At 40.0% G+C, this 23,113-nt stretch carries 12 protein-coding genes; 5 read left to right on the top strand and 7 right to left on the bottom strand.

Going from position 1 to position 23,113, the window contains the following annotated elements; genetic code table 11:
* Positions 1-39 precede the first annotated feature (39 nt).
* The 7 genes from I3255_RS11475 to I3255_RS11445 form a co-directional block, all read right to left on the bottom strand.
* The gene (locus tag I3255_RS11475; protein WP_238038937.1) at positions 40-1,839 is read right to left on the bottom strand and encodes a DUF262 domain-containing protein; all 1,800 of its coding nucleotides are present in this window, start codon (positions 1,837-1,839) and stop codon (positions 40-42) included.
* On the bottom strand, positions 1,836-2,804 hold the full coding sequence (locus I3255_RS11470) for a hypothetical protein (protein ID WP_238038936.1): 969 nt from the start codon (positions 2,802-2,804) through the stop codon (positions 1,836-1,838). The genes I3255_RS11475 and I3255_RS11470 overlap by 4 nt, the downstream gene beginning before the upstream one ends.
* A gap of 264 nt (positions 2,805-3,068) precedes the next feature.
* A complete protein-coding gene (locus tag I3255_RS11465; protein ID WP_238038935.1) occupies positions 3,069-5,882 on the bottom strand; it encodes a TrlF family AAA-like ATPase in 2,814 nt (937 codons plus the stop codon).
* A complete protein-coding gene (locus I3255_RS11460) occupies positions 5,882-9,379 on the bottom strand; it encodes an N-6 DNA methylase (protein WP_238038934.1) in 3,498 nt (1,165 codons plus the stop codon). Before I3255_RS11460 ends, I3255_RS11465 begins: the two co-directional genes overlap by 1 nt.
* Positions 9,379-12,867, bottom strand: coding sequence for a BREX system P-loop protein BrxC (gene brxC, locus I3255_RS11455; protein ID WP_238038933.1), 3,489 nt, complete (start codon positions 12,865-12,867; stop codon positions 9,379-9,381). Before brxC ends, I3255_RS11460 begins: the two co-directional genes overlap by 1 nt.
* Before the next feature lie 45 nt (positions 12,868-12,912).
* Positions 12,913-13,458, bottom strand: coding sequence for a DUF1788 domain-containing protein (locus tag I3255_RS11450; RefSeq protein ID WP_075101224.1), 546 nt, complete (start codon positions 13,456-13,458; stop codon positions 12,913-12,915).
* A complete protein-coding gene (locus I3255_RS11445; protein ID WP_238038932.1) occupies positions 13,451-14,158 on the bottom strand; it encodes a hypothetical protein in 708 nt (235 codons plus the stop codon). Before I3255_RS11445 ends, I3255_RS11450 begins: the two co-directional genes overlap by 8 nt.
* Before the next feature lie 1,187 nt (positions 14,159-15,345).
* On the opposite strand from I3255_RS11445, the gene I3255_RS11440 reads away from it, so the two are divergent.
* Genes I3255_RS11440 through I3255_RS11420 form a run of 5 tightly spaced genes read left to right on the top strand, consistent with a single transcriptional unit; the run spans position 15,346 to position 23,113 of the window.
* On the top strand, positions 15,346-16,029 hold the full coding sequence (locus I3255_RS11440; protein WP_201593639.1) for a VWA domain-containing protein: 684 nt from the start codon (positions 15,346-15,348) through the stop codon (positions 16,027-16,029).
* Positions 16,029-16,757 carry a PP2C family serine/threonine-protein phosphatase gene (locus tag I3255_RS11435; protein WP_201593638.1) on the top strand — a complete coding sequence of 243 codons (729 nt, stop codon included), beginning with the start codon at positions 16,029-16,031 and terminating at the stop codon, positions 16,755-16,757. The genes I3255_RS11440 and I3255_RS11435 overlap by 1 nt, the downstream gene beginning before the upstream one ends.
* Entirely contained in the window at positions 16,735-18,180 is a 1,446-nt protein-coding gene (locus I3255_RS11430; protein ID WP_238038931.1) for a protein kinase, read from the top strand. The genes I3255_RS11435 and I3255_RS11430 overlap by 23 nt, the downstream gene beginning before the upstream one ends.
* Before the next feature lie 6 nt (positions 18,181-18,186).
* Positions 18,187-21,591: an AAA domain-containing protein gene (locus tag I3255_RS11425; protein WP_238038930.1), complete on the top strand. Its 3,405-nt coding sequence runs from the start codon at positions 18,187-18,189 to the stop codon at positions 21,589-21,591.
* Positions 21,575-23,113 (top strand): hypothetical protein, encoded by a 1,539-nt coding sequence (locus tag I3255_RS11420; RefSeq protein ID WP_238038929.1) that lies wholly within the window; start codon positions 21,575-21,577, stop codon positions 23,111-23,113. Before I3255_RS11425 ends, I3255_RS11420 begins: the two co-directional genes overlap by 17 nt.

Here is a 23,113-nt window from a genome sequence, read left to right as displayed (position 1 = left end):
CTTCCCATAAAGAGATAAACAGGCATTGCTATAACACTACTAAATACTGGCAATTGATACTGTTAATAGGTACTTTTCCATTATCTCGGCGACTAGTCTATCAGTACGATCTTCAATCTTTTGAACAGACCAACTGTCTTGTTCAATTAGTGATTCGTTTAAATATAGTCCATTATTATAGCCAACTTTACGCCCTTGCTTATCCACTCGGTTTTTCTTATCTTCAAAACTTTTATTACCTAGCGCGCTGTTATAACCAGAGATGGTTAAATTCCCCAAGCAGTGTACATAAGCTTGACGATACTCCTCAGCAAGCTCTGTATCTCCATCAGCAATCATTTCTACCCAGTCAATCGGTATGTTGTCGCCTTGAGGAAAAATATGTTCAATAGTCCAGATATACTTTTTACCTTTAAGCGCCCATAGATCCACTTGAGTCTCACGAGTCATACGACTTTCTTCTAAAGCACATAGAACGAAACGACAGACTGCTTTATTATCCTCGTAAATGGGTCCTTTGAGACTCTTCTTAAACTGCTCATCACTAGCGCTTTCGGCTTTGAGTCTAGTTTGAATATGCTTAACCACTTCATCACCTTTTAATGTCATGATACTCTCAACCACATCCATAAAAATACGAGTGAGATCTCGGGTTGGTGGTAAGTCAGTCGCGTTTCGGCGAACGAAATAGGAGATTAGAAATTCTACTGTTTGTTCTAAGTGAATGTCTTGCAGTTTAAGATCAGCCTTACATTCAAATAGCACCATTAGTAGTAGATATGCTGGTCTACCTTGGATACGATCTAATGATAGTAATAACGAAGATAATTTAGGCTGATTGGGCACAGCGCGATAACTTACAATTTGCGCATAGTATTCAGACATACGAATCATTGTCTGCAGAAAACCTTCAGCATCTTGGGTTATTAGCTTCTCATATATTTTAATCAGATTTGACTTGGTGGCTACCGGTACAGAGACTATCTGCTTTAAACTGGGCTTAAAAGCGTTGTAATATTGGCGGAAAAACCGTTCTTGCACTGCATAGTCGTCACCCAAAGCATCAATCACTTTTTTCCAACGATTATACTGTTTATCAATACTACCTTTATCTTGAGACTCTAGTACAGCAAGTAGCTTATTTTTGATAAGGTCGATGGCGGTAAGCGGCACGCCACGGTTATTTAGCGATTCAAATAAAGTGTAGGCGTCAGAAGTACTTGCTACTTCAATCTTCACTAAAGTTGCTGTATTTACTTTTTCTAATAATTCTTGAAGTTTAATAATCGGATTATCACTGTGCTCAAGATACTGGTTAATGCGAGAGTGAAAGTGCCGGTACGCTTTAAACACTCGGCGATTACCTGCATGTGCAGCCATCTCTATATCTTGAAGAATGCCTATACTATCCAATACCGAAAAATAATCTTGTTGATTATTATTCTGTACTTGAGGTACTAGACGTGGTTGATTTGGCATTTTCTTTAAAGCTAATTTATGCTTTAGATTGTAGAGCTCAATCTGTTGTTCCATAACGAGATTCGGCTGCTTATTGAAAATATCATAGATGGCAGCCAGCAAAATCGATATTGTCGTCATACGTTGTTGACCGTCTACTAACTCGAGCTCCCGAATTGCTAAAGAATCCTGAGATTGATTGATACAGATAATTGAGCCCAAAAAGTAATGAAGTTCGTTATCTAATAAATCATCGAGCAGTGCATCCCACTGTATACGACTCCAAGTATATTCACGTTGATAGCGTGGGATAACGTATATTACATCGCTTTCAATATCGAGCAGGGTAGAAACTGGGTAGTTATAAACGGACTTAATCATAATTCAGTAATCATCTTGGAGGTTGTTATATAGTCTTTAAGGTAGTTTTCAAAAGAGAATTCTCGACTCTCTATTTGCTGTGAGAAATCATTGATCCAATCGCCAGCTCTACGCTGGTATCTATCTATCTTATTTTCAGGAGACATTACTCCAACTGGCCGAATAGCATAGTCCATTAGTACATTCAAAGCAGCATAACCTTGCTCGCCTAGAGTATGGAAATAGTCATTAGTAAGCCGATCTATATCGTTACGAAATAGGATTAAATCGTTAATTCTGCTTGAGCTGATAGATTTCTTAGGATTTAGCTTAATCCCAAATACCTTACATGCTAGTGGCAACATATAACGCCTAGGCACATGAAAACGTTCAAGGTTTCTCAGCTGATTAATGAACTCAACTTCTAGCTCTTTAATTTCACCAATATTCTCATGCCAGCGAAGCATAATGTCATGCAATTGCTTAGTGTGAGCAAAACTAATTTCTACACTCTTACTCTCAAAAATAACTTCATTAAGGTTATTCAGACGACAGAAACCTATCTCAAAACGTAGTCTATGCGTTCGATTATAGCTGTTGGTGATACGGATAAAAGGTATCCATTGATCATTTTTCCATGGCTTAAAACTACTTTCCTTATGTATCAGATCTATGTGACAAAAAGAGCGTGTTTTAGGCATTATTATTTTTAGACATGCCATATCCTTCAATGCTGTGAAATCAAATACTACCTTAAGTGCTTCTGCTGCGAGCTCATATGCTTGCTGGTTAGTCACTAATTTATAATTCTCAGTCACTACCGCAAAAACATAGTCGCTTTCGCTCTCTACTACTGCAAAATGACGCGGCAATGCATGATAACCAAATAAGTCTCCACTCTGCCGAGACGATTGTATAAATACAGGTTTCAGTTCGACAGGGAAAAATGCTACTGCTGGATCATAGTCAGGCCAATTACACTTCATTTATTCAGCCCCCTGCCGCTGCTTATCGATCCAAAGAATCACACTGGGAGCTACTTGAACATTCAAGTTGTACTTAGCGCTGGCACGTAATTCTTTGGCCAGTAAATCAATAAGTTTCATAATATTCCTTGCGGATAGATAGGAATGTTGCTAATAAAAAATGCAAAACCACCTAATACAAGTGTTATAGCTTTAAACTTCAACTTGTATATTCAACAAATAGGCAATGAATAAACTTACACTCTTATGCTTATCTCTTTTGCTTTAAAATCCATACTTTTCACGCCTACTAGTAAACGCTTTTTCACTACCTTCCATAATATCTAGAACAGCCTCAGTTACATCTTGGCAATCTAAACCACCCTGCGCTTTGCAAACTCCCCTACCATCTTTTGCTTCGAAGGCATAAAGCAAGTCTGCATCACCATTAACTGGTAGGTTGGCATTATGTGTGGCAAATATGAGCTGTCGCTTCATTTTCATGCGACGAATCATTGGAATAAGCTCGTTAAAAACAAAATTTGAATCCAGCTCATCTTCAGGCTGGTCGATGATCAATGGCCCTCCATCTTGCGCCAAAAGTAAAGCTAGAACTGCGGTATTTCTCTGACCATCTGATAAGGTGTTGGCTGATATTTTACCCGCTTCAGACCCATCAGAACGGTAAAGCGTAATATCAATGGAATCAGGAACTCTACGAGTTATTAATTTATTCCACTTACTAGAGTTTGAATCAATATAACTTTTCACCTCTGTTAGCTCTTCATCTGATTCAAGCTCTTGGTAAAGAGCAGTCCAAATACTACTGTTTAGATTCGAGGTTGCTCTTTCTAAACACTCTTTGATTAAGTCACACCAATCCTTAGCTAACGTTGCTCGTTTGTCTTTTGGTCCAAAATCTTCCCAAGCTTGTAAGAAATACTGTTTGTCTCCTTGGTATATCAACTCTACTGTCACAAAAGACTTATTACTTCCCTCGTAAACAGCTAGCTTGTTAGCTTTGTCTGCAGCCTGCTTTCTGAGGTCAAGCTGCTGCCCCCAAATAGTTTCTAAGTCTTGCTTTAATACATCAAGCTCCTGAATATCATTACCATATTCCTTATTTTTTCTTTCGAGCTGACTAACTTCTCGTTCTTTTTGCGACTTCTGAGCTGATAACGATGTTAGCTCTTTTATATCTTCTGGCTGAATACCTTTTGATGCGCAAGCTTTTTGAAATGTACCGTCTGCTTCATCAAGCTGACCTTGAATTGACGCCCACTGCTCACTTCCCACAAAAAAACTATCAAGCTCTGATCTATGTTGTTCAACTAGCCTTAAAATATTGTCTTTTAATACTTGGTTAGCGTTTTTAACCTTCTGATCAACGCTCTTAAACCATGCAGTATTGGGAGTATCATCATGAACAAAACCACTAAAACTCACATCAAACTCTAAAGCTTTAATTTTAAGCTGATCAATATCGTTATTAACTAAACCAACCAATGAGTCAACATAAGCCTTCTCTTTTTTAAGCAGACTATGAGTCTCAGCATCAGCCCGTACGTCTTGTCTTGCTTGCCACTGTTGCGCTAAACCTTCAATTTCCTGCTTCAGCTTAGTGATTTTTTCTGAGTTATCATCATGTAGTATTTTTAGACTTTGCTTGTGCTTGATCTGACCTAACAAAATCTCTTCTTTCTCTTTTAACTCTTTCAGCTCGTCAGCAACGAAGCCATCTACTAACTCTAGTAGCAGCTCTGTACTTTTTAACTGCCCATTCTCATCTGCCTCAGTAATCTTATTCAATTGCTGCTGACTAAAAAATTGAGCAGGCAAACCTTCTAATAATATAGCCTGGTCTTGTGCATTGTGACTTATAACTGACGTTCCCGCAGACGTAAGCTCAAGCGTATAATCCACACCGTGCTTTTGACGGTATTCGACTGTCGCTTTAAAGTCTGGGTTTTGAGTAGTCTTTTTAACTCGCTCTGCTTTGCTACCTTGCTCTTTATTTTCCTTACCCAAGGAAAGACGCAAATACTCAAGCACTGTTGACTTGCCACTACCACGCCCACCAATTAGAGAGTTTTTATTGGGTGAAAAGTGAATTTCTTGGTTATCTAAAAATTCAGCCCCTTCGATTTTAATGGATTTGATATAAGGGTAATTACTTAAAACGGATGGGTTTTTATCGGTTGTGACGTCCTCAGGTAACTTAATGCGAGAAGTAGGATCTAAAAATGCTTGCCGTAATGACTCAATAGAGGGTTTGGACATTTTAATCCAAGTATGCCTATAGCCAAGACTGTTAGGCTTTGGTTTCCCACAGCTTTCTGTCTTTAGAGATTTTGCATCTGATGACATTATGTAAGCGGGATAAAACCCGTCTCTTTTCCAGTCAGTATTTCTTCCCTCTAAGATATCTAAATATTTTTGCGCTGGTGGGTTCTTAGTCACTTCAACACAATACAGCTCAGGGTGCTTAAAATCCTCTCGATATATCGCTTGCTCTAACATACCGCTAGCTTGGTCTGAATGAGCTGCTATCACAATTCCGCCCATTTCACTCTGAACTAAGCTAATAAGCGTTTTCAATGAAACATTTTGCCCATCTTTTCTAAGTAGGTTAGGCGTGCCTGAAGAAAATCTCTCTGACTCAGCTAAACCCAACTTTGTAAGATAGCGATTACAATCTTCTAACTGCGTTTGTTTTTTAGCAGTTGGGAATAAGCATAAAACATGATAACCAATATCCACTTCAAACCCAGGGAAAATAACCAATGGGTTCCGTCCAACTTCTCTTGCAACCCCTCGGTTCTGTTCAACTAAGTGGGTTAGAAACCAGTCCCTCGGATCGGATTTTTGCGAAAAATTATGGTCAGTTATGCCAATAACATCTAACTCAAGCTCATGGCAACGTGTTAGGAAAACTCTAGCTTTTTCTTGAATGCTCTTCTCACAAGGCATTCCACCCACCTTTGATCTCCGTGGTTCCCCTAAACGCAGATCGTTATCAGCCCAATGCGCACTATCCTCGGGAGTCTGCACTTGTAAGTCGCATTTGAGCCAGCGCATACCCTGGTAGTTTTCACTCATTACCTACTCTCCATCGCCGCGCGCTTGTAAGCCAACGTCAGGTGATGGTCATTAATACGATCACCTTCCTTGCCTTCGTACTCTAAACCTAAGGTGTACCAAGGGGCAGACTCGACATCTTTACCACGGTCTTTGGTCCATTTTACATTAGGCTTCCAACGCAACACGCCAGCATCTTTTTTACCGACATCACGAGCTTTCATAAATGGGCGTATATTTAAGCGAACACCATCGTTAAGATCAGGATTCCAACCTATAGGTTGCTCTGTTAATGACTTCCAGCGTACAAAAATATCGTAAGGTGCTTCACCTTCAAGGATAGCTTCTAACTCTCGCTTCAGCGCTTCAGCTGCTGCGAGACGTTCCTGTGCTCCGTCTTCGCCACTAGCCATGCCGCTTTGCTGGGTACGGATCCAATCACCCAGATAGGTATAAATGAGTCGTTCAAGCCCTGCTTTATCTAACATATGATAGTTGACCAAAGCACTAAAACCATCATTTAAACCATCCCAGATGTGCCAAATAAAGGGACGATGTTGGAACAGTTTGCAGTGCTGCTCAAAGAACTTATCACGTAGCCATTGGTTGAGAGACTTGCCATCTACCGTTTCCAGCAGGCGATTTTTTAGAGGTGTCGTCCAGGCTTCGCCATAGGCGGCTTGGAGTAATGCCTCTAAGCGCTGATCAGCAGCCTTTTCACCGCGCACTGCTGGCAAGCAGACGATACCGTCGTCGTCAGTAAATTGGTTAAGCTCTTTGCTACGCTCAACCCACTGTCTTTGTTCAACAGCTAACTCCATTTCAGTATCATTCTCAGCTGGCCATTGATAACCTAATAAACGAGCTACAGCGACTTGTAATATACTGTCATCAACTCGTAGTTCACCATTCGCAGTGCATTTTGTTTCTTCATCCCAAATCACTGAGCCACAGGGATGACCATGGAATATCCACTGGGTAGGATCATTAGTATATGGCTCTGGTAGTCCATTAGGGTACTGCTCTTCGGCTACTTTGGTCCAGTGGTCTAGGTCGAAAGGGACTTTCACTAATGTAGCATTAGTTACTTTTAATGACTGATCAATCTCTCGGACTGCTAAGCTATACTCAGGAGATGAGCAAAAGCACCACATGGCAGTAAGGTGCTTGCTATCATTCGGAATTAATGTTGCTGCATTTTTTCCAAAAACTTCACCAGAATAAATCGTTGGTGGTAAATCTCTCATCTGTGTTATCCGGAGCCCTCGCTTTTGCCATGCTTTTTTTCCTTTAATAAATGATCCTGGAAATTCAGCCACAATTTCTCCATTCATTCCCCAATGAATAGAGTCAGTTCTTCCATGATAATGACAGCTTGAATTTGTATTTTGAATATAGAACGACCAATCAGAACTCTGTACAATCTCCCAAAATGATCTTACAAACCTATCAAGATCGCCGGTTGTGAGTCCTTCATATGAGTATGCATACTGATCAAAAAGCTTGCCTTTTTGTTCCTTACCAAATATTACTCTCACATCCGGGTTATCCAGTTGTTTACTCTGTTTTACACTCTTAATTTCATTCTTCAATAAGCTGGCACTCTTCTTCGTCACAGTACGGGGTACAGATACATCAATACCTCGAATCCAATTATCTTGTCCACCAATATCTAGCAAACTCACTGCTCCGCTAGTAGTATTGCCACGACTCAAGGTAAGTAACTGAACATTAAAATCCCACATAGGTGTTTGAAAAGACTTAGCTCCCAAGCGAGCGATAAAATGCCATGTATCATTGATTAAAAGTTTTTCACGGAATTTTTTATAACTACCTAAGAATAACCAGTTCTGCGGTAAAACAACGCTAGATGTACCACCTTCAACACAAAACTCTAAACAGCGATCAAGAAACACGGTTGCAAGATCGTTCTTACCTTCTGAATAATTAGCTTCACAATAGTCTTTCAGAGTGTCGTCCTGTTTTCCTAATGCCAAATAAGGCACATTAGTCACTACCCAAGTGTATTGGCTACCTAATAGTTCAGCCGCTTTTGCTAAGCCCTGAGCCACAATCCCTGCTTCTAGTTGGTTGGTTTGATCGCTGTTATCAGCGTCATGAGCTTTGTTTTGGTCTTTTTCTAGTGCCTCGCCTAGCAATTGCTGTAAGTCGTTCCATTTAGCAATCTTTGCCGCATCACTACGGCGCGGGTTAATCAGACTACCTAACACTGGCGCATCCTGGAAGGTTTGATACATCCAGTCCAGCGCAATACTTAGGTTTTGCTTGCCAGCATTTCGGCTTAGCGCTTTCCATTCGTCTCTGGCAGCAGAAATAGATAGACCACTACAAGCCAAATGTAATTCTGGCAGACTACGATATCCACCACCATTTTTATATCGCCAAGCTTCTAACGCTAAGGCGAAAACTGCCAGCTCTACACAGCGTTGGTCTAGCTCAAGCCCATGTAAGTTTTCACTTAGCACTTTATCTATGGCTTGTTGTTCGCTGAGGCTCTCAAGCTGCATACGCATTGGCACAAGCATGAGGAATATAGCAACTAAGAAGTGACCTGATCCACAACATGGATCTATGGCTTTAAATTCACTAAGCTCATCTGGCCAAGCATCGAAAGTGCCTGAGGCTGGTTGCCATATTTTGGTTTGTTCATCTTGTACGAAGCGTAAATATTCAAGTGATACGCCTGGAATAGCGGCTTTATTGCGTAGCTCTTGTTCGCTGCTAGCATTTTGCCAATCACTGTCAGTCAGTCGTTTGCCAGCCCACCAAGCACCCAAGGCATTGTCTATCAAAAAGCTGACCATGTAAGGTTCAGTAAATAGCTGAGTGACAGGCGACAACTCATCTGCGCCTATCTTCACTTCAGATTTATTTACTTCATCTTTGCGCTTGCTTTGCCAAAACTGATATACCCAGCCTAAGCTATCCTGAGCTTGAAAAGTTGCTAAAGACAGCCCAGTGACAAGTTGCTCTAGACTACGCTGATGTTCAGGAGCGAACTCTAACTCAAACACTGGCGAGTCTATACGAAAAATCTGCGGCAACATCTTCGATGCCAACACGCCTGCCAACTCCCAACCGCTTTCACAGCCACGCTCTAAATCATCGCGAGCTGTATCAGAGTCTTGGGCTAACTCATTACATTCATCTAAGCTTAACGAAGTGTGTTCGTCATACATGAGCAAGTTATTTTGCTCAAGAAACCGAGCAAATAGCATACGGTGCCAGTGCTCATAAGCCACTTCGATGACTAGTTTATGAGTGGCTTGACGACCATTATCATGTTTAATGTCGCCCAATTGACGACCACGCGCGCGCAAGCGAGTACGTAATTTGCGCTGCTCATCATTTAAATAGTCAGCAGGTTTAGCATCACCTACACCCAGACGATTAATTGCTTGATTTGCCGCTAGCTCAGCAATATCACGAGCTTTAATCACTGTCGCTTCTAACGTACGACGCAATGCTTTATCAAGAGGTTGTCGAGTTGTTGCCATTAGAAAGTCACCGGTCCATCACTAAGTTTATCAAGAATTTGAGTTTTAACTTCCGCTAGCCAGGTATTGACGTCTTCCTCTGTCTCAAAAGTCGCTCGTTGCAGAGCAATATATTGTACTTTAGGCTGCAATCTTCGTAACGCCTCCATGCGTGCATTATCAAACTTGCTGGCTAGAGCATCTGTACGATCTCTCCATTGCTCTAGACTAACCTCATTCAGTGCGTCGATAATTGCATCAGCATTGTTTAGAGCCGGCTGATTAAACGTCGTTAGCTTAAACTTATTCAGAATCTCATTTTTCTGAGTATCATCTAGTTGCTGCCAATAGCTATCATCTTCCAACTGAGCCAAATTCTTGGCATGCTGTTCGAGGTAACTATCTACACGATACTGTACGGCCTCACGTAACTTATCAACCAATTGCTTACTAAGGCTAGTAATTGGGTTAGGTTCGTCGAGTAACGAGCGATTGGCTTCGATGGCACTTACTTCGGCTTGGATATCAGCTTGGAATGACAGACCCTGACTCTGGTCTAACAAATCTTTTAACACAAACCAATCAGGTCGTCTCTTTTGAATCTTATCAGCAGTCTCAGCCCATTGTTGGAGTGACTGCTTGATGGCATCTTGCTCATCTAGAACATATTTAAGCTTGGCATTACCAGATTGCTGCGCAATCTCATCAAACAAACGGTAACTTGGGCGCTCAGGAAAAGGAGCATCGCCACCTGCTTCTTTTGCCAATGTACGACCTTTATCTATTAGCAAATCTAGTTTAGCCGCTTCCTCACCAGGCTGGCACGCAATGCCGCTAGCATTCATTAAACCACGTATTTTAATCATATCTACTGGGCGAATAGTGATACTTTCTGGTTGAAAATTAGTTTGGCTGATTTGTTTACGTTCTAACTCTTTTACAGAAACAGGATGATTGCCATTACCTTTAGCAATCAGAATACCACTGGCCAATAATGCATATAGAGCGCCGTCGATAGTATCTTGCGGCCAACCGTAGGGAGCGGCAGAAAAATAATCTCGAATCTCACTACCTTTTTTAGATACTCCTATGTAGCGTTTGATTTGTGCGCAAACTGGATGCTGCTCAGGCTCATCAGAGTAACCTATAGCTTCTAATGCATTCTGTCCGCCATCTTTGCGAGCTCGATCATAGACCTTACCCCATCCCGTATTATCAGCGACATCAAACTCACGATACAGACGAACTAAGGATGCTTTAGCAGCCGTCTCAACACGCTCTGCAATGCTATTACCTTCAACTTCACTACCACCGGCTTGCAATACTTGCACGCCAGCAAAAATCTCACTCAATAAAGCTTGGGCTTGCTTTTGTGCGTCACGATGGCGAGTTTCCATCGCACTACGAGCATCCGTACCTGCGTCAGTATTAGGAATGCCACGCTTCTCTAGTGTCGCAAATGCTGCATTCTCTGTAATGATTGCATTGGTCAACTCAGAGCGGTTACGCGCAGGGATATAAACAAATATTGTCGGCTCGCTAGGCTGACGACGACGGGCTTCGGATATAAAGCTTTTTTCATCAAGACTCCAACCGTCCTGTATCCAAACATAGACTTTTTCACTGGCATCGCTTGGCAGCTCTAAATCGAAACTAACAATCAGCTGACGCATCTCATTAGACTTACCTTGAGTCAATCGAATCTTGCTAATGTCCTGGCGGATAGATTTATGGAGCAAGTCCACACGTATATTTTCGACGCGCTGCATATTACCACGCAGATCTGCCTCCTCCTGACGTAGAGTGTCATACCACTGGGCACTTTCTTGCGTTTGCAGTCGGTATTCAGCGCCTACGCTAGTCTCCATAACCATCAGCAGACCTTCTTCAGTCAACTCTTTCAGTAACTGAGGCACGGCCGTACGGATCGCATCCTTGCCGTTATTAAAGTCTTCTATCAGTAAATCCGCAAGCATATCAGCGGTGGCTCTTACACCACAATCAGCTGCTGGATCAGTAGGCAGTTTCCCAATCAACAAGACCAAAGCGAGTATACGAGACTTGAGCTTGTCATCAGCATCACCCGCAGAAAACCGACCAATGGTTTCTGTGATTTCCTTAGAGATTACACCCGTCTGTAAAAGGTTTACTGAGATTTGATCATAGATAAAATCAGCTGGCACGACATGACCTAGTGGCTTGTCTGCTGTAGCCTGAGCTGCTTCGTGAATGACTTTGAGCTGATTGCGTAGCTGAGAAACTGTACCTGTTGTATCTACGATACGTAAGACCTTTTCCCAAAAACGCCGGCGTACCGGCAATAATGGATAATCAGCCAACAGAACTTTCTCATCTTCACGGTGATGTTCAATTTTCGTACCTCGTAATTGCCGAGATATTTCTCCTAGATGAGATTGCAGCATAGACTCTAGCTGGGGTTTAACCGAGGCTTTTTTCTGTAAGATAACTTTGCGGATAACCGACTCAACATCAGTATCAGACAGCTGTACAGGAATCTGGAAGCGACCAAGCAAGCGTTGCAAGTTTGCCATGCCCGACAATGCGCTTTGACCAGTGGCGACAAATAGCAATTTGCTTTTAAATTTAGAATGTTTGCAGCAAGTCTCAACCATTTCTTGGACTTGATGTGCTTTTTCAGCATCAGTGCCAATATATTGTTGTACCTCATCTAATACAATCAGAGTTAGTGGAAAGCTACCATCTGATGCCAGAGCATCATAAATTGCATCTACCATCTGTTGGTTAGTAATATCTGAGGCAATGGGATACTGTTCACGAAGAAGCTGACGCACCTCTTTGAAGTCTTCACCTAGCGTATTGTCTTCTTCAAGCAATGCCCTAGCAATACTACGAGAGACATACAGATCTTCTAATTCGTCTTCCCAACAATCTCCTTCATCTTCAACACGTGCTTTAATGCTTTCAAAAATATTTTTCTTCTTGAGCCACATCACAAAACGAGCCTGATGATACTGTTCTGGGAGCCCGGCAGATTTGAATATGATATTTAGTAGCGCCATGCGCACATTATTATTTGCACCTGACCCTAATGTTCCAGATGCGGCATGAAGACCACCATATCGATTAGCAACACTGCTCAGCTCTTTGAATTGATCTTTAATTTCTAATGGCAAATCAGCAATATCCCTTGCTCTAGTTCCATCATTGAATTCTTGGTTAATCCAAAAAGCTCTAAGCATCTTTGCCAGGTGCGACTTACCTGAACCGAAAAAACCAGAGATCCAGACTCCTGGCTGCTCATGATCACTGTTTAGGTTTGTCAGATAGGCAGATAAAATTTTATCTAATCCAGCTTCATACTCACCATCACAGACGAATGTCTGTATTTCATAACGCAAAGTTTTAAGAGCTTGACTAGACTGATCATCTTTTACTTCTGCAACACCATTGTTTTCTAATCGGTTCAGCGTCGGATCTAACTGATAAATTTCACGGTTCAACATTTCTTCAAGCTCCATTGCAAACATTACGCTGATCTAAAGTAAGACAGGTAGGTATATTATTAATATATATTAGTTTTCTGCTGTAATCGCTGTGGCCTGATAACCCCAGCCATCGCGAGCATCTAGCAATCGATAGGTGTTATCAATATACTCTCCTGGAAACAATACCAGTAAGCGACCTGGTACATGAAGAGCTAATTGCTTTACAAAGTCCGATACGGAAGCTAAGCCAAATAATGTGCCACACCCTACTAGAGCCACCAGGGTGTCTTCATCAGCTTCATTTTGAATACGCTCTGCTAACAGCTCCACAGACTGTCGAGTAAATACCTTATACTTAGACTTCAAAAACTCTGGATCTTCAAAATAGTCTTCACGGTATTTTTGTTCTGCCATCCATTCAGGAAACAGGCGCGTTATATCCAACTCTAACCAAGTATGTCCTGCGCTTTCAGTCGCCAAACGGAACTCTTCAGTACGCGCTCGTAGCTTTAGTTCATCTTCTTTGTGGTAGACGGCAAACAGTACACGCTGCTCATCTGCCAATCCTCTCATCCAGGGAATACTAATATAACTAGAATAGCTTTGAATCAGGCGATTCAATCGATTACTCATATATCCATGACTCCTCTTCCTCATTTAAATAGTTAGGAAATGTCACTTCCATCACCTCACTAGAGTGCTTGAAATCAATTAAACCACTGTAGCTTGCCTGCCTTGTCAGCTCGACCAAACGTTCCTGACGACAACCCAGGATTTTAGTCCATTCGGTATTAAACAGCCGATTTCCGGTCGCTCCCTGTAGATAGCCGAGTAATAGAGCAAATGCCACATTAACCGGCCTCACGTCAGGCTCAGCTCGATGCTTTTTGTTCCGTCCGTGCAAATAACCTGCGTTTGTCCATGTGCCGTTAACATTTTGCGCTAGAGATTTGAGCGACGCTGCACTGAACCTGTCAGGATACTGATCACTAATAGCCTGTTCCATATCTTCTCTTGGCAAGTGTTCACCTAACTGCAGAGATAATATTTTGGCTTTGGACATCTCTAATATAGGATCACGCGTCAATGCCATCTGACACGCCAGTAAAGGACGTGCGCTAGCATCACTCTCCCATAATTGTCGGAAGATTCGAAAAAGTGTAATTTCTGTATCCATGCCATACAAATCGACGAGATGTCGCCAAGTCAAGGTGCGCGACTTACTGGTAGGTTTATGTAAAACGTTAGCCTGCTCAATATCATCACGATAATCGTCAGGTTTTGCATTTACTGGTTGTCCCTCAAATAGTTGTGTCAGCTCCGAGAACATCATAGTGCGGGCTGAATGTGCACCATTTTGCCCGAATTTAAAGCCAAATTTTTGTTGATTTTCTTTTGTAGTCATAACTATAAGCTCTCATTGAATAATGAAGAAGTTGTGTCAATCATCTTTGTAAGTTAATGGCCCTAAAATTGTTTGTCATTATACCCTGGTATAACGCTTTATCAATAAACCACTAGGTCTTTTCCACATTATTCAAATTGCGTTATAGATTGAAACCTTGAATACGTGTAGCAAATGAGCTGATTATCTTTCTACGTGGTCAACTTTCAAACCGTTGACTCTAAGGCTGGTGCGTACCTGAAACTCTGCAGTCATGATAGACAGAGTATTACAATTGGCTATATATTATCTTTTGAGTTTAAAAAGCAATATCATAACAATCTTAATTGGTTAGGCGTTGCTGGCTGCTCAGGTAAAATACACTTTCATATTGTCCAGGCGATTCACTTAACATCGCTTATCATTTTATGAGCAATATGAATGTACATTACATATATTTCGACTCAATTTTAAACCTTTATTCATTATTATAAATTAGATACGATCTGCTTCTTAGGTGAGGATATCGGCGATTTTTAGGGTATTGCATTATTAACTTTAATAGAATAAAGAAACAAGCAGTTAAAATAGTCCTACACAATAAATTACTTTTACGCCTTTTATCATATAGCTTAGAGGGAATTACAGCCTTACAACAAATACTCAGGTGGCGTGTCTGATATTGGGGTTTATCTATATAGTGTAGAGGGCTGGAGTATGAAATTTATTTTTCTTAGGTGACGCTATTAATATCGGGGTTTGAAGTAATGAGATTTTACAGAATTAATTTACATCTATGAGTTAAGTATTACTAGATGCCGTTACCTACAATATTACGGGTCTACAGATAGCATTTATAGATAAACTGATTACCTACCAAAATGTGAACATACTATATCGATAATTCATCTAAGCCTGTTTATATAAAGCTTGCACTACAAATTGCTAATCATAAGATTTGTCTGTTGGCTCTGTGACAGTCAGGGTTTCATAGCTAAAACCATTCTAGTTTATGTACAAGTTGACAATAACATTTAAAAATATTTGCTCGAGAAAGTCTTAATAAACTGCTTTACCTCTGTAAGATTAGACAGTAGGATAGTGCAATAAATCTCGTCTAATGTAAGGAAATAATTATGGCAATGCGCGAATTCGCAGCTGCTAAGCCACGTCCTCTACCAGTTATTATTTTGGCAGATACTAGCGGTAGTATGAGTATAGATGGAAAAATGGAAGCTCTGAATTTAGCACTTAAAGACATGCTGATATCGTTTGGCAAAGAAAGCCATCTCAATGCAGTTATCCAAGTCGCTATCATCGCATTTGGGGGAGAGAATGCTTCGATGATATTACCTCTAACTTCAGCTGATGAAATATCAGGTATGCAAGACTTAGTAGCAAGTGGCGGTACTCCCATGGGTAGTGCAATGACAATGGCAAAAGAATTGTTAGAAGACAAAGAGCTCATACCAAGTCGAGCATACAAGCCTACTCTAGTATTGGTGTCTGATGGCAACCCTACAGATAATTGGGAACAACCCTTTGTCGAATTACAAGAATCTGAACGTGCCAGCAAAGCCGTAAGAATGGCAATGGGTATTGGAGCAGATGCTAATATACATATGTTAAAACAATTTATTAATGACCTTGAAACGCCGGTGTTCAAAGCACATGATGCTAAAGACATTTCTAGATTTTTTAGAGCAGTTAGCATGAGCGTCACTTTACGATCTCGTAGCACAAAGCCAAATCAAATTAATAAGATAGATTTTAATGATATATCCACAGACGATGAGCTTGACCTAAGTGATTTCGACTAGTGAATGTAAATATATCTATAGCTACTGTTCGAGGGCCAAAAAACCATCGTGAATCTAAACGTAATCAAGATGCTATTTTGAAGCGTGTTTGGCGTGCTCATTGGTTAGTAGTCGTTTGTGATGGTATGGGTTCTCGTCCTTATGCCTCCCTTGGCTCATATCTTGCGTGTAAAGCAGTGTGTACTACCTTACGTGAGACCAATTTCAATGAGCCTGAAAAAAGTGTAGTAAAAAGAATATACCAGCAATGGCTAATGTACTTGAAAGATTATCTTCCTCGTACCTCTCCTAAAGATGCCGCCACAACATGCCTGTTTGCTTGGGGAGACTCCTCAGGGAAAGTAAGGCTTTTTCAGCTAGGTGACGGTGCTATTTACTATATGACAGATACTTTCGGCGTTAATCATGAAAAATCTGACAATATGTTTGGTAATGAAACAACTGCTTTAGGATATTCAATACGTTGGCAAGATTGGACTTACCGAGAAATTCAATTAGATTTTGGTGCCACAATTACATTAATGACAGATGGAATTAGTGATGATATAGATAAGCCTCAACAATTTTTAGATTTTCTGTCTGGTAAATTCATAGCTATTAGCCCTCGTCAAGGTAAGAAATACCTAATTAATGAGCTCAATAATTGGCAAACCCCTCATCATAGTGATGATAAAAGTATTGGGGTAATTATTTGGAAAAAACAACATGGCAGTAGCACAAAAGAATAAGGAAGTTAAAGATACTCATGGCACCGTCTACGAATTAACAAGCAAACTTGGGCAAGGCGGGCAAGGTCAAGTATTCACTACCAATCATCATAATCTGATTGTAAAAATAACCAACCCTATAGATAGTGACGTCAAAAGACATCAAGAATTTGCAAAAATACAATGGGTGGTACGTAGGCCCATACGAGATTTAAATATCGCTCTACCTATAGCCGTACTTAAATTAAAAAATCGTGTCGGCTATGTCATGGAGTTAATGGATAACCTCGAATCGCTTACTCAGCAAATAAAGCGTATTCAAGATAGTTCTATCAACGTTAGCATGGCAGACGCTTATCGTGACACTGGTGGATTAGCCAGACGGATAAAATTATTAATACAACTAGCCCAAACGTTAGCCCAGCTTCATGGCAAAGGCTTGTGTTATGGCGACTTATCACCAGACAATATCTATGTGTCTACATCTTATGATCATAATGAGGTGTGGCTGATAGATGCTGACAATATCAAAACGCAGGAAAGTTCGCACGCTGCTTCTTACTACACGCCTGGCTATGGCGCTCCAGAAGTCCTAAGAAATGAGTCAGAAAACAGTTCTTGGACAGACTGTTGGGCTTTTGCTGTCATAGCACAGCAACTACTTGCTCATAATCATCCATATAATGAAGGTATCGGTGTGGAAGATGCTTATGATGATGAAGATTCCGATGTGGTCGATGAGCAAGTTGAACAAGGAGCTTACGCTTGGATATTTGATCCAGAAGATGATAGTAATGAGCACAATGGCGCAGGTATGCCACTGAATGAATTAATTAATGATGACCTATTTGAACTGTTTAAACGTTGTTTTGCTGATAGTAGACTACGTAGTGGCCTATACCTTAGGCCTAGTATGAATGAATGGCACCACGAACTAAATAAAACGCTTCAGATACTAATGTACTGTCAACATCAGCCCTGTCAAGGTGAGCATTTTCAGAGTAGTTTTGTCGCTAATAATGATAGGCAATGCTTTTTTTGTGGTGAGTCTAACGAACCATACTCCTTATCCATATCACAGTTCTTTTATACGACTGAACAAATAGACGATACTAGTAGTCAAGATATAGACTGTCATAATACTTCAATCATTAGCTTGAATTATGACAAATATCTGTATACCGAACCTTACAGCCGCTTTGACTTAACAAAACTATCACCTTGGTGTGAACTCAAGCTCACTGATGACGGCCTTCATATAACACCAAAAAATAATGAAACTATTACAATTATCAGGCTAAAAGATAATAAAACAGTAGATATTAAGAAGACTCGTTTACTGAAAATAGCAATTAAACGAAATGATTTTTATGCACTGAAAATATCATCTTCCTCTAGCAGTACTGACAATACTTCATACTTTTTTTGGCGTTTTATCTGGTAGATATAAATGAACTTATTTGAACTTAGAATCAACTCCAGTGAGTTGTTTGAAGCAACCCTCATTGATGATAGCGTCAGATTGATAGAGGAAAAACCAGTAAACGTATGGGTAGAAGGCGAATCTCTGTACTTAGCTCAAGGTGGCACAGTAACTACCCTAGAGAATATACAGTCTGCTGATAAGACAGCTGTTCATGCTAAACTATATATTCAACAGCACAATCTATTGTGGTCATTAGTCAAACAAGAGACCGATGCACTTTGGCTAATGGCAACACCCCTTAAAGATGAAATAGTTCGAGTAGACGGGGAAAATTTTAATCTTGGTATCAGTGAATACATCGTTGAGCAACTCAAAAACCAAAAACATATTGGAGATAATGACGTCAATTTAGCTATAGTATGGTTAGAAGAGAACTTTCTAATCACTGAGAATGTATCATTTGTAGAGACTTCTCATTCTTATACTACAGCACTATTTATAACCTTCCTAAATCAAAATTCTACTGATGATACTTTAAGTCTAGTAGGTAAAGCACATATCCTTGATATTAAAGTATCAAATAACCAATGGAATATACAAAGAATCAGACCATTTAATCCACATAGTGATAATATTGAATTAAGCGCGATACAGGGTAATATTGTTTTCTTTGATAACTCTCAGGCGCAAAAGCTCAATCAGCCTCATTATAAAACTGCGCTCAAAGATAGTAAAAACACCCATGGTAACTATATCAAAGTATGGCAAAAATATAGTGATCTACAATGGCAAAAAGTTGTCATAAATGCGCAAAAATTTAACTATTTAAAAATACTAGATGACAAAATTTTAGAGCAACAAAATTTGTCTCGTCTTAGTGTAAACAAAGAGCAATTAAAAAAATTTGCCGAAGCATTACAGGCAAGTATTCAAAGTAATGATAAAGAAAACCATGTATTTCAGATAGCATCGACATTGCCAGAGTGGCTAAGTAACAGCAGCCCTGGGAATAGCAGTAAAGCTGACCACAAGAAAGCTCTAGAAGAACCTTGGAAATGTGAAATCGTTGATATTGACAGTGATTCAGGATACTTGACTATTAAATACACAGGATTTCGTGAGAAAAAAAAACCTGTCGATAAACACGGTAATAGCTTTCTATTTTTATCAATTTATTCAACTCAAGTTCAACGCCAACGTCAGGTTCTAGCCTTAGAGCAAATTAGTCATCATCATAATCCAATGCCAAGTTTAGACTATTTAATGCAAGGTATTGCTGTACCCACTATCAAAAAGTCTCGCAAATTAAGATGGCATAGTCCACAGGTAAAAACTCTATTTAAAGCGGGCCCACCTACTCGCAGACAGCAACAAGCCATTGAAACGGCTTTAAACAGTACTGATGTTACTGTTATTATCGGACCACCTGGTACAGGAAAGACTCAAGTCATCGCTGCTATTCAACAGCGAATCGTAGAAGAAAAAGCAAAGGATGATACGCCAGTTCAACGTTCCATCCTGTTAACCAGCTATCAACATGATGCAGTTGATAACGCCAATAGCCGAACACAGGTATTAGGCTTACCTGGTCTACGTGTTGGTAGTAAGTATCAAGACAACGTAGGACAAAAAGACGTCAATCTGCCTATCCAAAAATGGCGTAATTCTACACAGGATGTTTTAACTCAAGAGATAGACGATTGTTATGCGTTAACATTACTCGATTCATTAAAGCATGCAACCCTAAACTTGCGTTTGGGTGCTAGAGATATAAAAGAGCGCAGTAAAATAGAGATCAACCGAATCTTGACAGACTTTAATACGTATTATCATATTGTACCGTCTCATGATTGGCGCTTATGGTGGGAAGGCTTTACGTTAGAGCAGTCTTACTTTTCTCCTTCATTATTACAAAACTGTATACCTAATATTTGGGCACTTCGAACCTCTGCTTCAAGTTTTGCCGATGATGGAATCCAACGTTGCGCGGAGTTAAGCGCCTACTTAACATTATTACAAAATGATAATCCAGACACTCAGCTCATATCAGAAGATAAACTTCAAATATTAGATAACTTTGGTCATATGCAAATCCCCCCTCCTTCAGACGCTGATCTAATACCATTACAGCAACTGAAAGATACTTTATTAGATAAGAGCTTACCTGACTTTAGACCATTGAATATACAAAGCATACTAACTGCTAGTGATTGCGATAGGTTAGATGAACTTGATACTCAAATGACTAAAAAAATTAGCGAGTCGCATACATTAGGGTATCTTTTGGCTTTAAAGCAATTTCGTGAAACAGTCGCTACTGATGATAACAAAGTAGACGAAACAATCGCCCACTATACCTCTGTCTATGCGGCCACTTGTCAAAAATCAGCCAGCCAAGACATGAGACGCTTAACTCAACTTAGCCAAGATTCCAACATTAACTTTGAAAATGTCATTGTGGATGAGGCTGCACGTGCCACACCATTAGATCTTATGATACCAATGGCTATGGCAAATAGACGGATTGTATTGGTAGGAGATCATAGACAACTGCCGCATATGCTTGATGATGCCGTGGAAACCCAAATGGTAGAAGAAGATGACTGGGACAGCTTGCAAAGCGAAATGCTACGCGACAGCTTATTTCAAAGAATGGTAAAGAACTTAACCCAGCTAGAGAAAGAGGACGGGCAACCAAAACGAGTAGTAATGCTTGATGAGCAATTCCGTATGCATCCAGTGCTTGGAGATTTTATTAGCAAAAATTTTTACGAAAATCATGGGCTATCTAAGCTTAAGTCAGGTAGACCCACTACTGACTTTATTCATGACATATCTGGATACGAAGGCATGGTATGTCACTGGCAACATATTGAAGGTACTCAAAAAGGTAATAAGAGAAGAAATATGAATGAAGCTATTTGGATTTCCCAAGAGACAAAACGCATTCTAGATGAAAATCCAGAAATAAGTGTCGGTGTGATCACCTTTTATGGAGATCAAAGAAGCGCTCTAATGCAAGAAATGCAAAAGCTTGATTTGATTCTAAACAACGAAGTACATCCTGACTATCAACAACTGACTAAAGGCAGTCATATAGGTGATGAGCGTTTGCGAGTGGGTACAGTAGATTCATTTCAAGGTAAAGAGTTTGATGTGGTGTTATTGTCACTTGTACGCACGCTACCTAATGACTTAAAAACCGTAACAAAAAATAGGGGCTATGAGATGACTGAACCTCAACTCAATTCGCTCTATGGCTTTTTGCGTGTAGATAATCGCCTTAACGTGGCTTTTAGTCGACAAAGAAGTTTGATTATTATCGCAGGTGACTTAATGTTAGCTGAGCATCCATTAACAGAACAACACATTCCATCTTTAACAGCTATGAGCCAACTATGTCGAGGTGATTATGGACAAATTTTCTGATAATTACCTATCTTTCTATAGCAATAGCGATATGAAGGATCTAAATACCAATGATAGACATAACATGGCATTTCTTCCAGTCTGGCTGTGGGAAGTAATAACCCCCATCGCGGACAAAGAAGATAACTTCAACTTTTTTCAACGTACCATTCTTGAGCTGTTAAAGTATAACAAGCGTGATCGCATGCAAATGAGTCAATGGCTAAATATTGATGCTGAACTTGTTGATATTATCATAAATGAACTTTTTAATCGTGGTTACGTGAATAGTGACAAGGGCATTATAAATCTTACACCATTGGGCTGGCAGGCACTAGATAAAACAGCTACGCCCTCTTATAAGACACAACTGGGTTATATTATCCAAGATGCTATTGACGGTCATCTTTGGCCTCGTGTTGTCGCACATAAGCTAAATTACTTAGATGTTGTTAAGAACGACCATAGCGTTACTATCAAAGCGGATCGAAACACAGGACAAAACATTGAACCTTTTATCGTAAATACCTCTCAAAAATATCGTTTTACCAAACCAACTAAGAATGAGTTTAGGCAAGCACTTGAACTATATAAAAGAGCCGTAGCCAGTGGTAGATTACGTAACCGTAGTAATGACTCAAAAAAAACTGCCACTTCTAATATCAATCTTGGTAACTTTGATATTGCCAGCAAGCAACCCACACCATACTTTATCCTTACTCATCTACAGCACAGTATAGATACAAAGCATTTCTCTCAGCTTCAAGACCCATTACATATTACTCAATCTGATGACTGGATTATCCACTTACATGACAGCATAGCACAGGGTAACAAACCCTTTGCAAGTAAAGTTAAACGATTTATGGGGCTTGATCAGTCTGACAAACAAAGCATTGAAGAGTTTGAGGCGCATTTACAAGAAGAAATGCGTTTTGAAATATTATCGTCATATCCAAATGTTAATGAGATTGATAATCTCGATATGCATCTCGCTAAACTATTGCGCAGACAAAAACATCTCGAAGAACATAACTATAGCGCAGATATCGATGACTTATTATTGCAATCTCAAAAGTCATTAGAAGCTTGCTTTAAACATGTTTTGACCACTTACCCACATCAACATAATAAGATACTGCCCTACTCCTCAGATAAAAAATTCTTATTGCAAGCCCTAATTTTACGAGCAAATAACAGAGCTCTAGATGAGAGTCTAGAACCTTTCTCTACTTGTAATGTTAGAGCGGTACAGTCAGCTATAGGTTTTTCAACGGGTAAATACCCCACTATCTATAGCTCTTTAAAGCCTATTATAACGGCAAATATTCTAGCAATTGCTGATTACTCTAATCACCCATTGCTACTTACCGATGATTTAGATGCTGACTTGCTATTTTTAAGTCAAATATGTGATTACCGTAATGAAAGCTCGCATGACGGGCCAAAGACTGATATTACCCAAAGTACAGCGCTCGATCTGGCAAAATTTACAACTCAATGGGTTCAAAATTACTTAAACCAATTAACTGATAAGGCATAG

Origin of the sequence: Psychrobacter sp. Ps6, assembly GCF_022129235.1 — a bacterium.
In the GTDB taxonomy this organism is placed as follows: Bacteria; Pseudomonadota; Gammaproteobacteria; order Pseudomonadales; family Moraxellaceae; genus Psychrobacter.
Note: the sequence above shows the minus strand (reverse complement) of the source record. Positions and strands in the feature narration are given on the sequence as shown.

What these genes read in the sequence shown, in the direction of transcription:
- I3255_RS11475 (WP_238038937.1), bottom strand. Translation starts at nt 1,839, where the DNA reads ATGATTAAGTCCGTTTATAACTACCCAGTTTCTACCCTGCTCGATATT.
- I3255_RS11470 (WP_238038936.1), bottom strand. Translation starts at nt 2,804, where the DNA reads ATGAAGTGTAATTGGCCTGACTATGATCCAGCAGTAGCATTTTTCCCT.
- I3255_RS11465 (WP_238038935.1), bottom strand. Translation starts at nt 5,882, where the DNA reads ATGAGTGAAAACTACCAGGGTATGCGCTGGCTCAAATGCGACTTACAA.
- I3255_RS11460 (WP_238038934.1), bottom strand. Translation starts at nt 9,379, where the DNA reads ATGGCAACAACTCGACAACCTCTTGATAAAGCATTGCGTCGTACGTTA.
- brxC (WP_238038933.1), bottom strand. Translation starts at nt 12,867, where the DNA reads ATGTTTGCAATGGAGCTTGAAGAAATGTTGAACCGTGAAATTTATCAG.
- I3255_RS11450 (WP_075101224.1), bottom strand. Translation starts at nt 13,458, where the DNA reads ATGAGTAATCGATTGAATCGCCTGATTCAAAGCTATTCTAGTTATATT.
- I3255_RS11445 (WP_238038932.1), bottom strand. Translation starts at nt 14,158, where the DNA reads ATGATGTTCTCGGAGCTGACACAACTATTTGAGGGACAACCAGTAAAT.
- I3255_RS11440 (WP_201593639.1), top strand. Translation starts at nt 15,346, where the DNA reads ATGGCAATGCGCGAATTCGCAGCTGCTAAGCCACGTCCTCTACCAGTT.
- I3255_RS11430 (WP_238038931.1), top strand. Translation starts at nt 16,735, where the DNA reads ATGGCAGTAGCACAAAAGAATAAGGAAGTTAAAGATACTCATGGCACC.
- I3255_RS11425 (WP_238038930.1), top strand. Translation starts at nt 18,187, where the DNA reads ATGAACTTATTTGAACTTAGAATCAACTCCAGTGAGTTGTTTGAAGCA.
- I3255_RS11420 (WP_238038929.1), top strand. Translation starts at nt 21,575, where the DNA reads ATGGACAAATTTTCTGATAATTACCTATCTTTCTATAGCAATAGCGAT.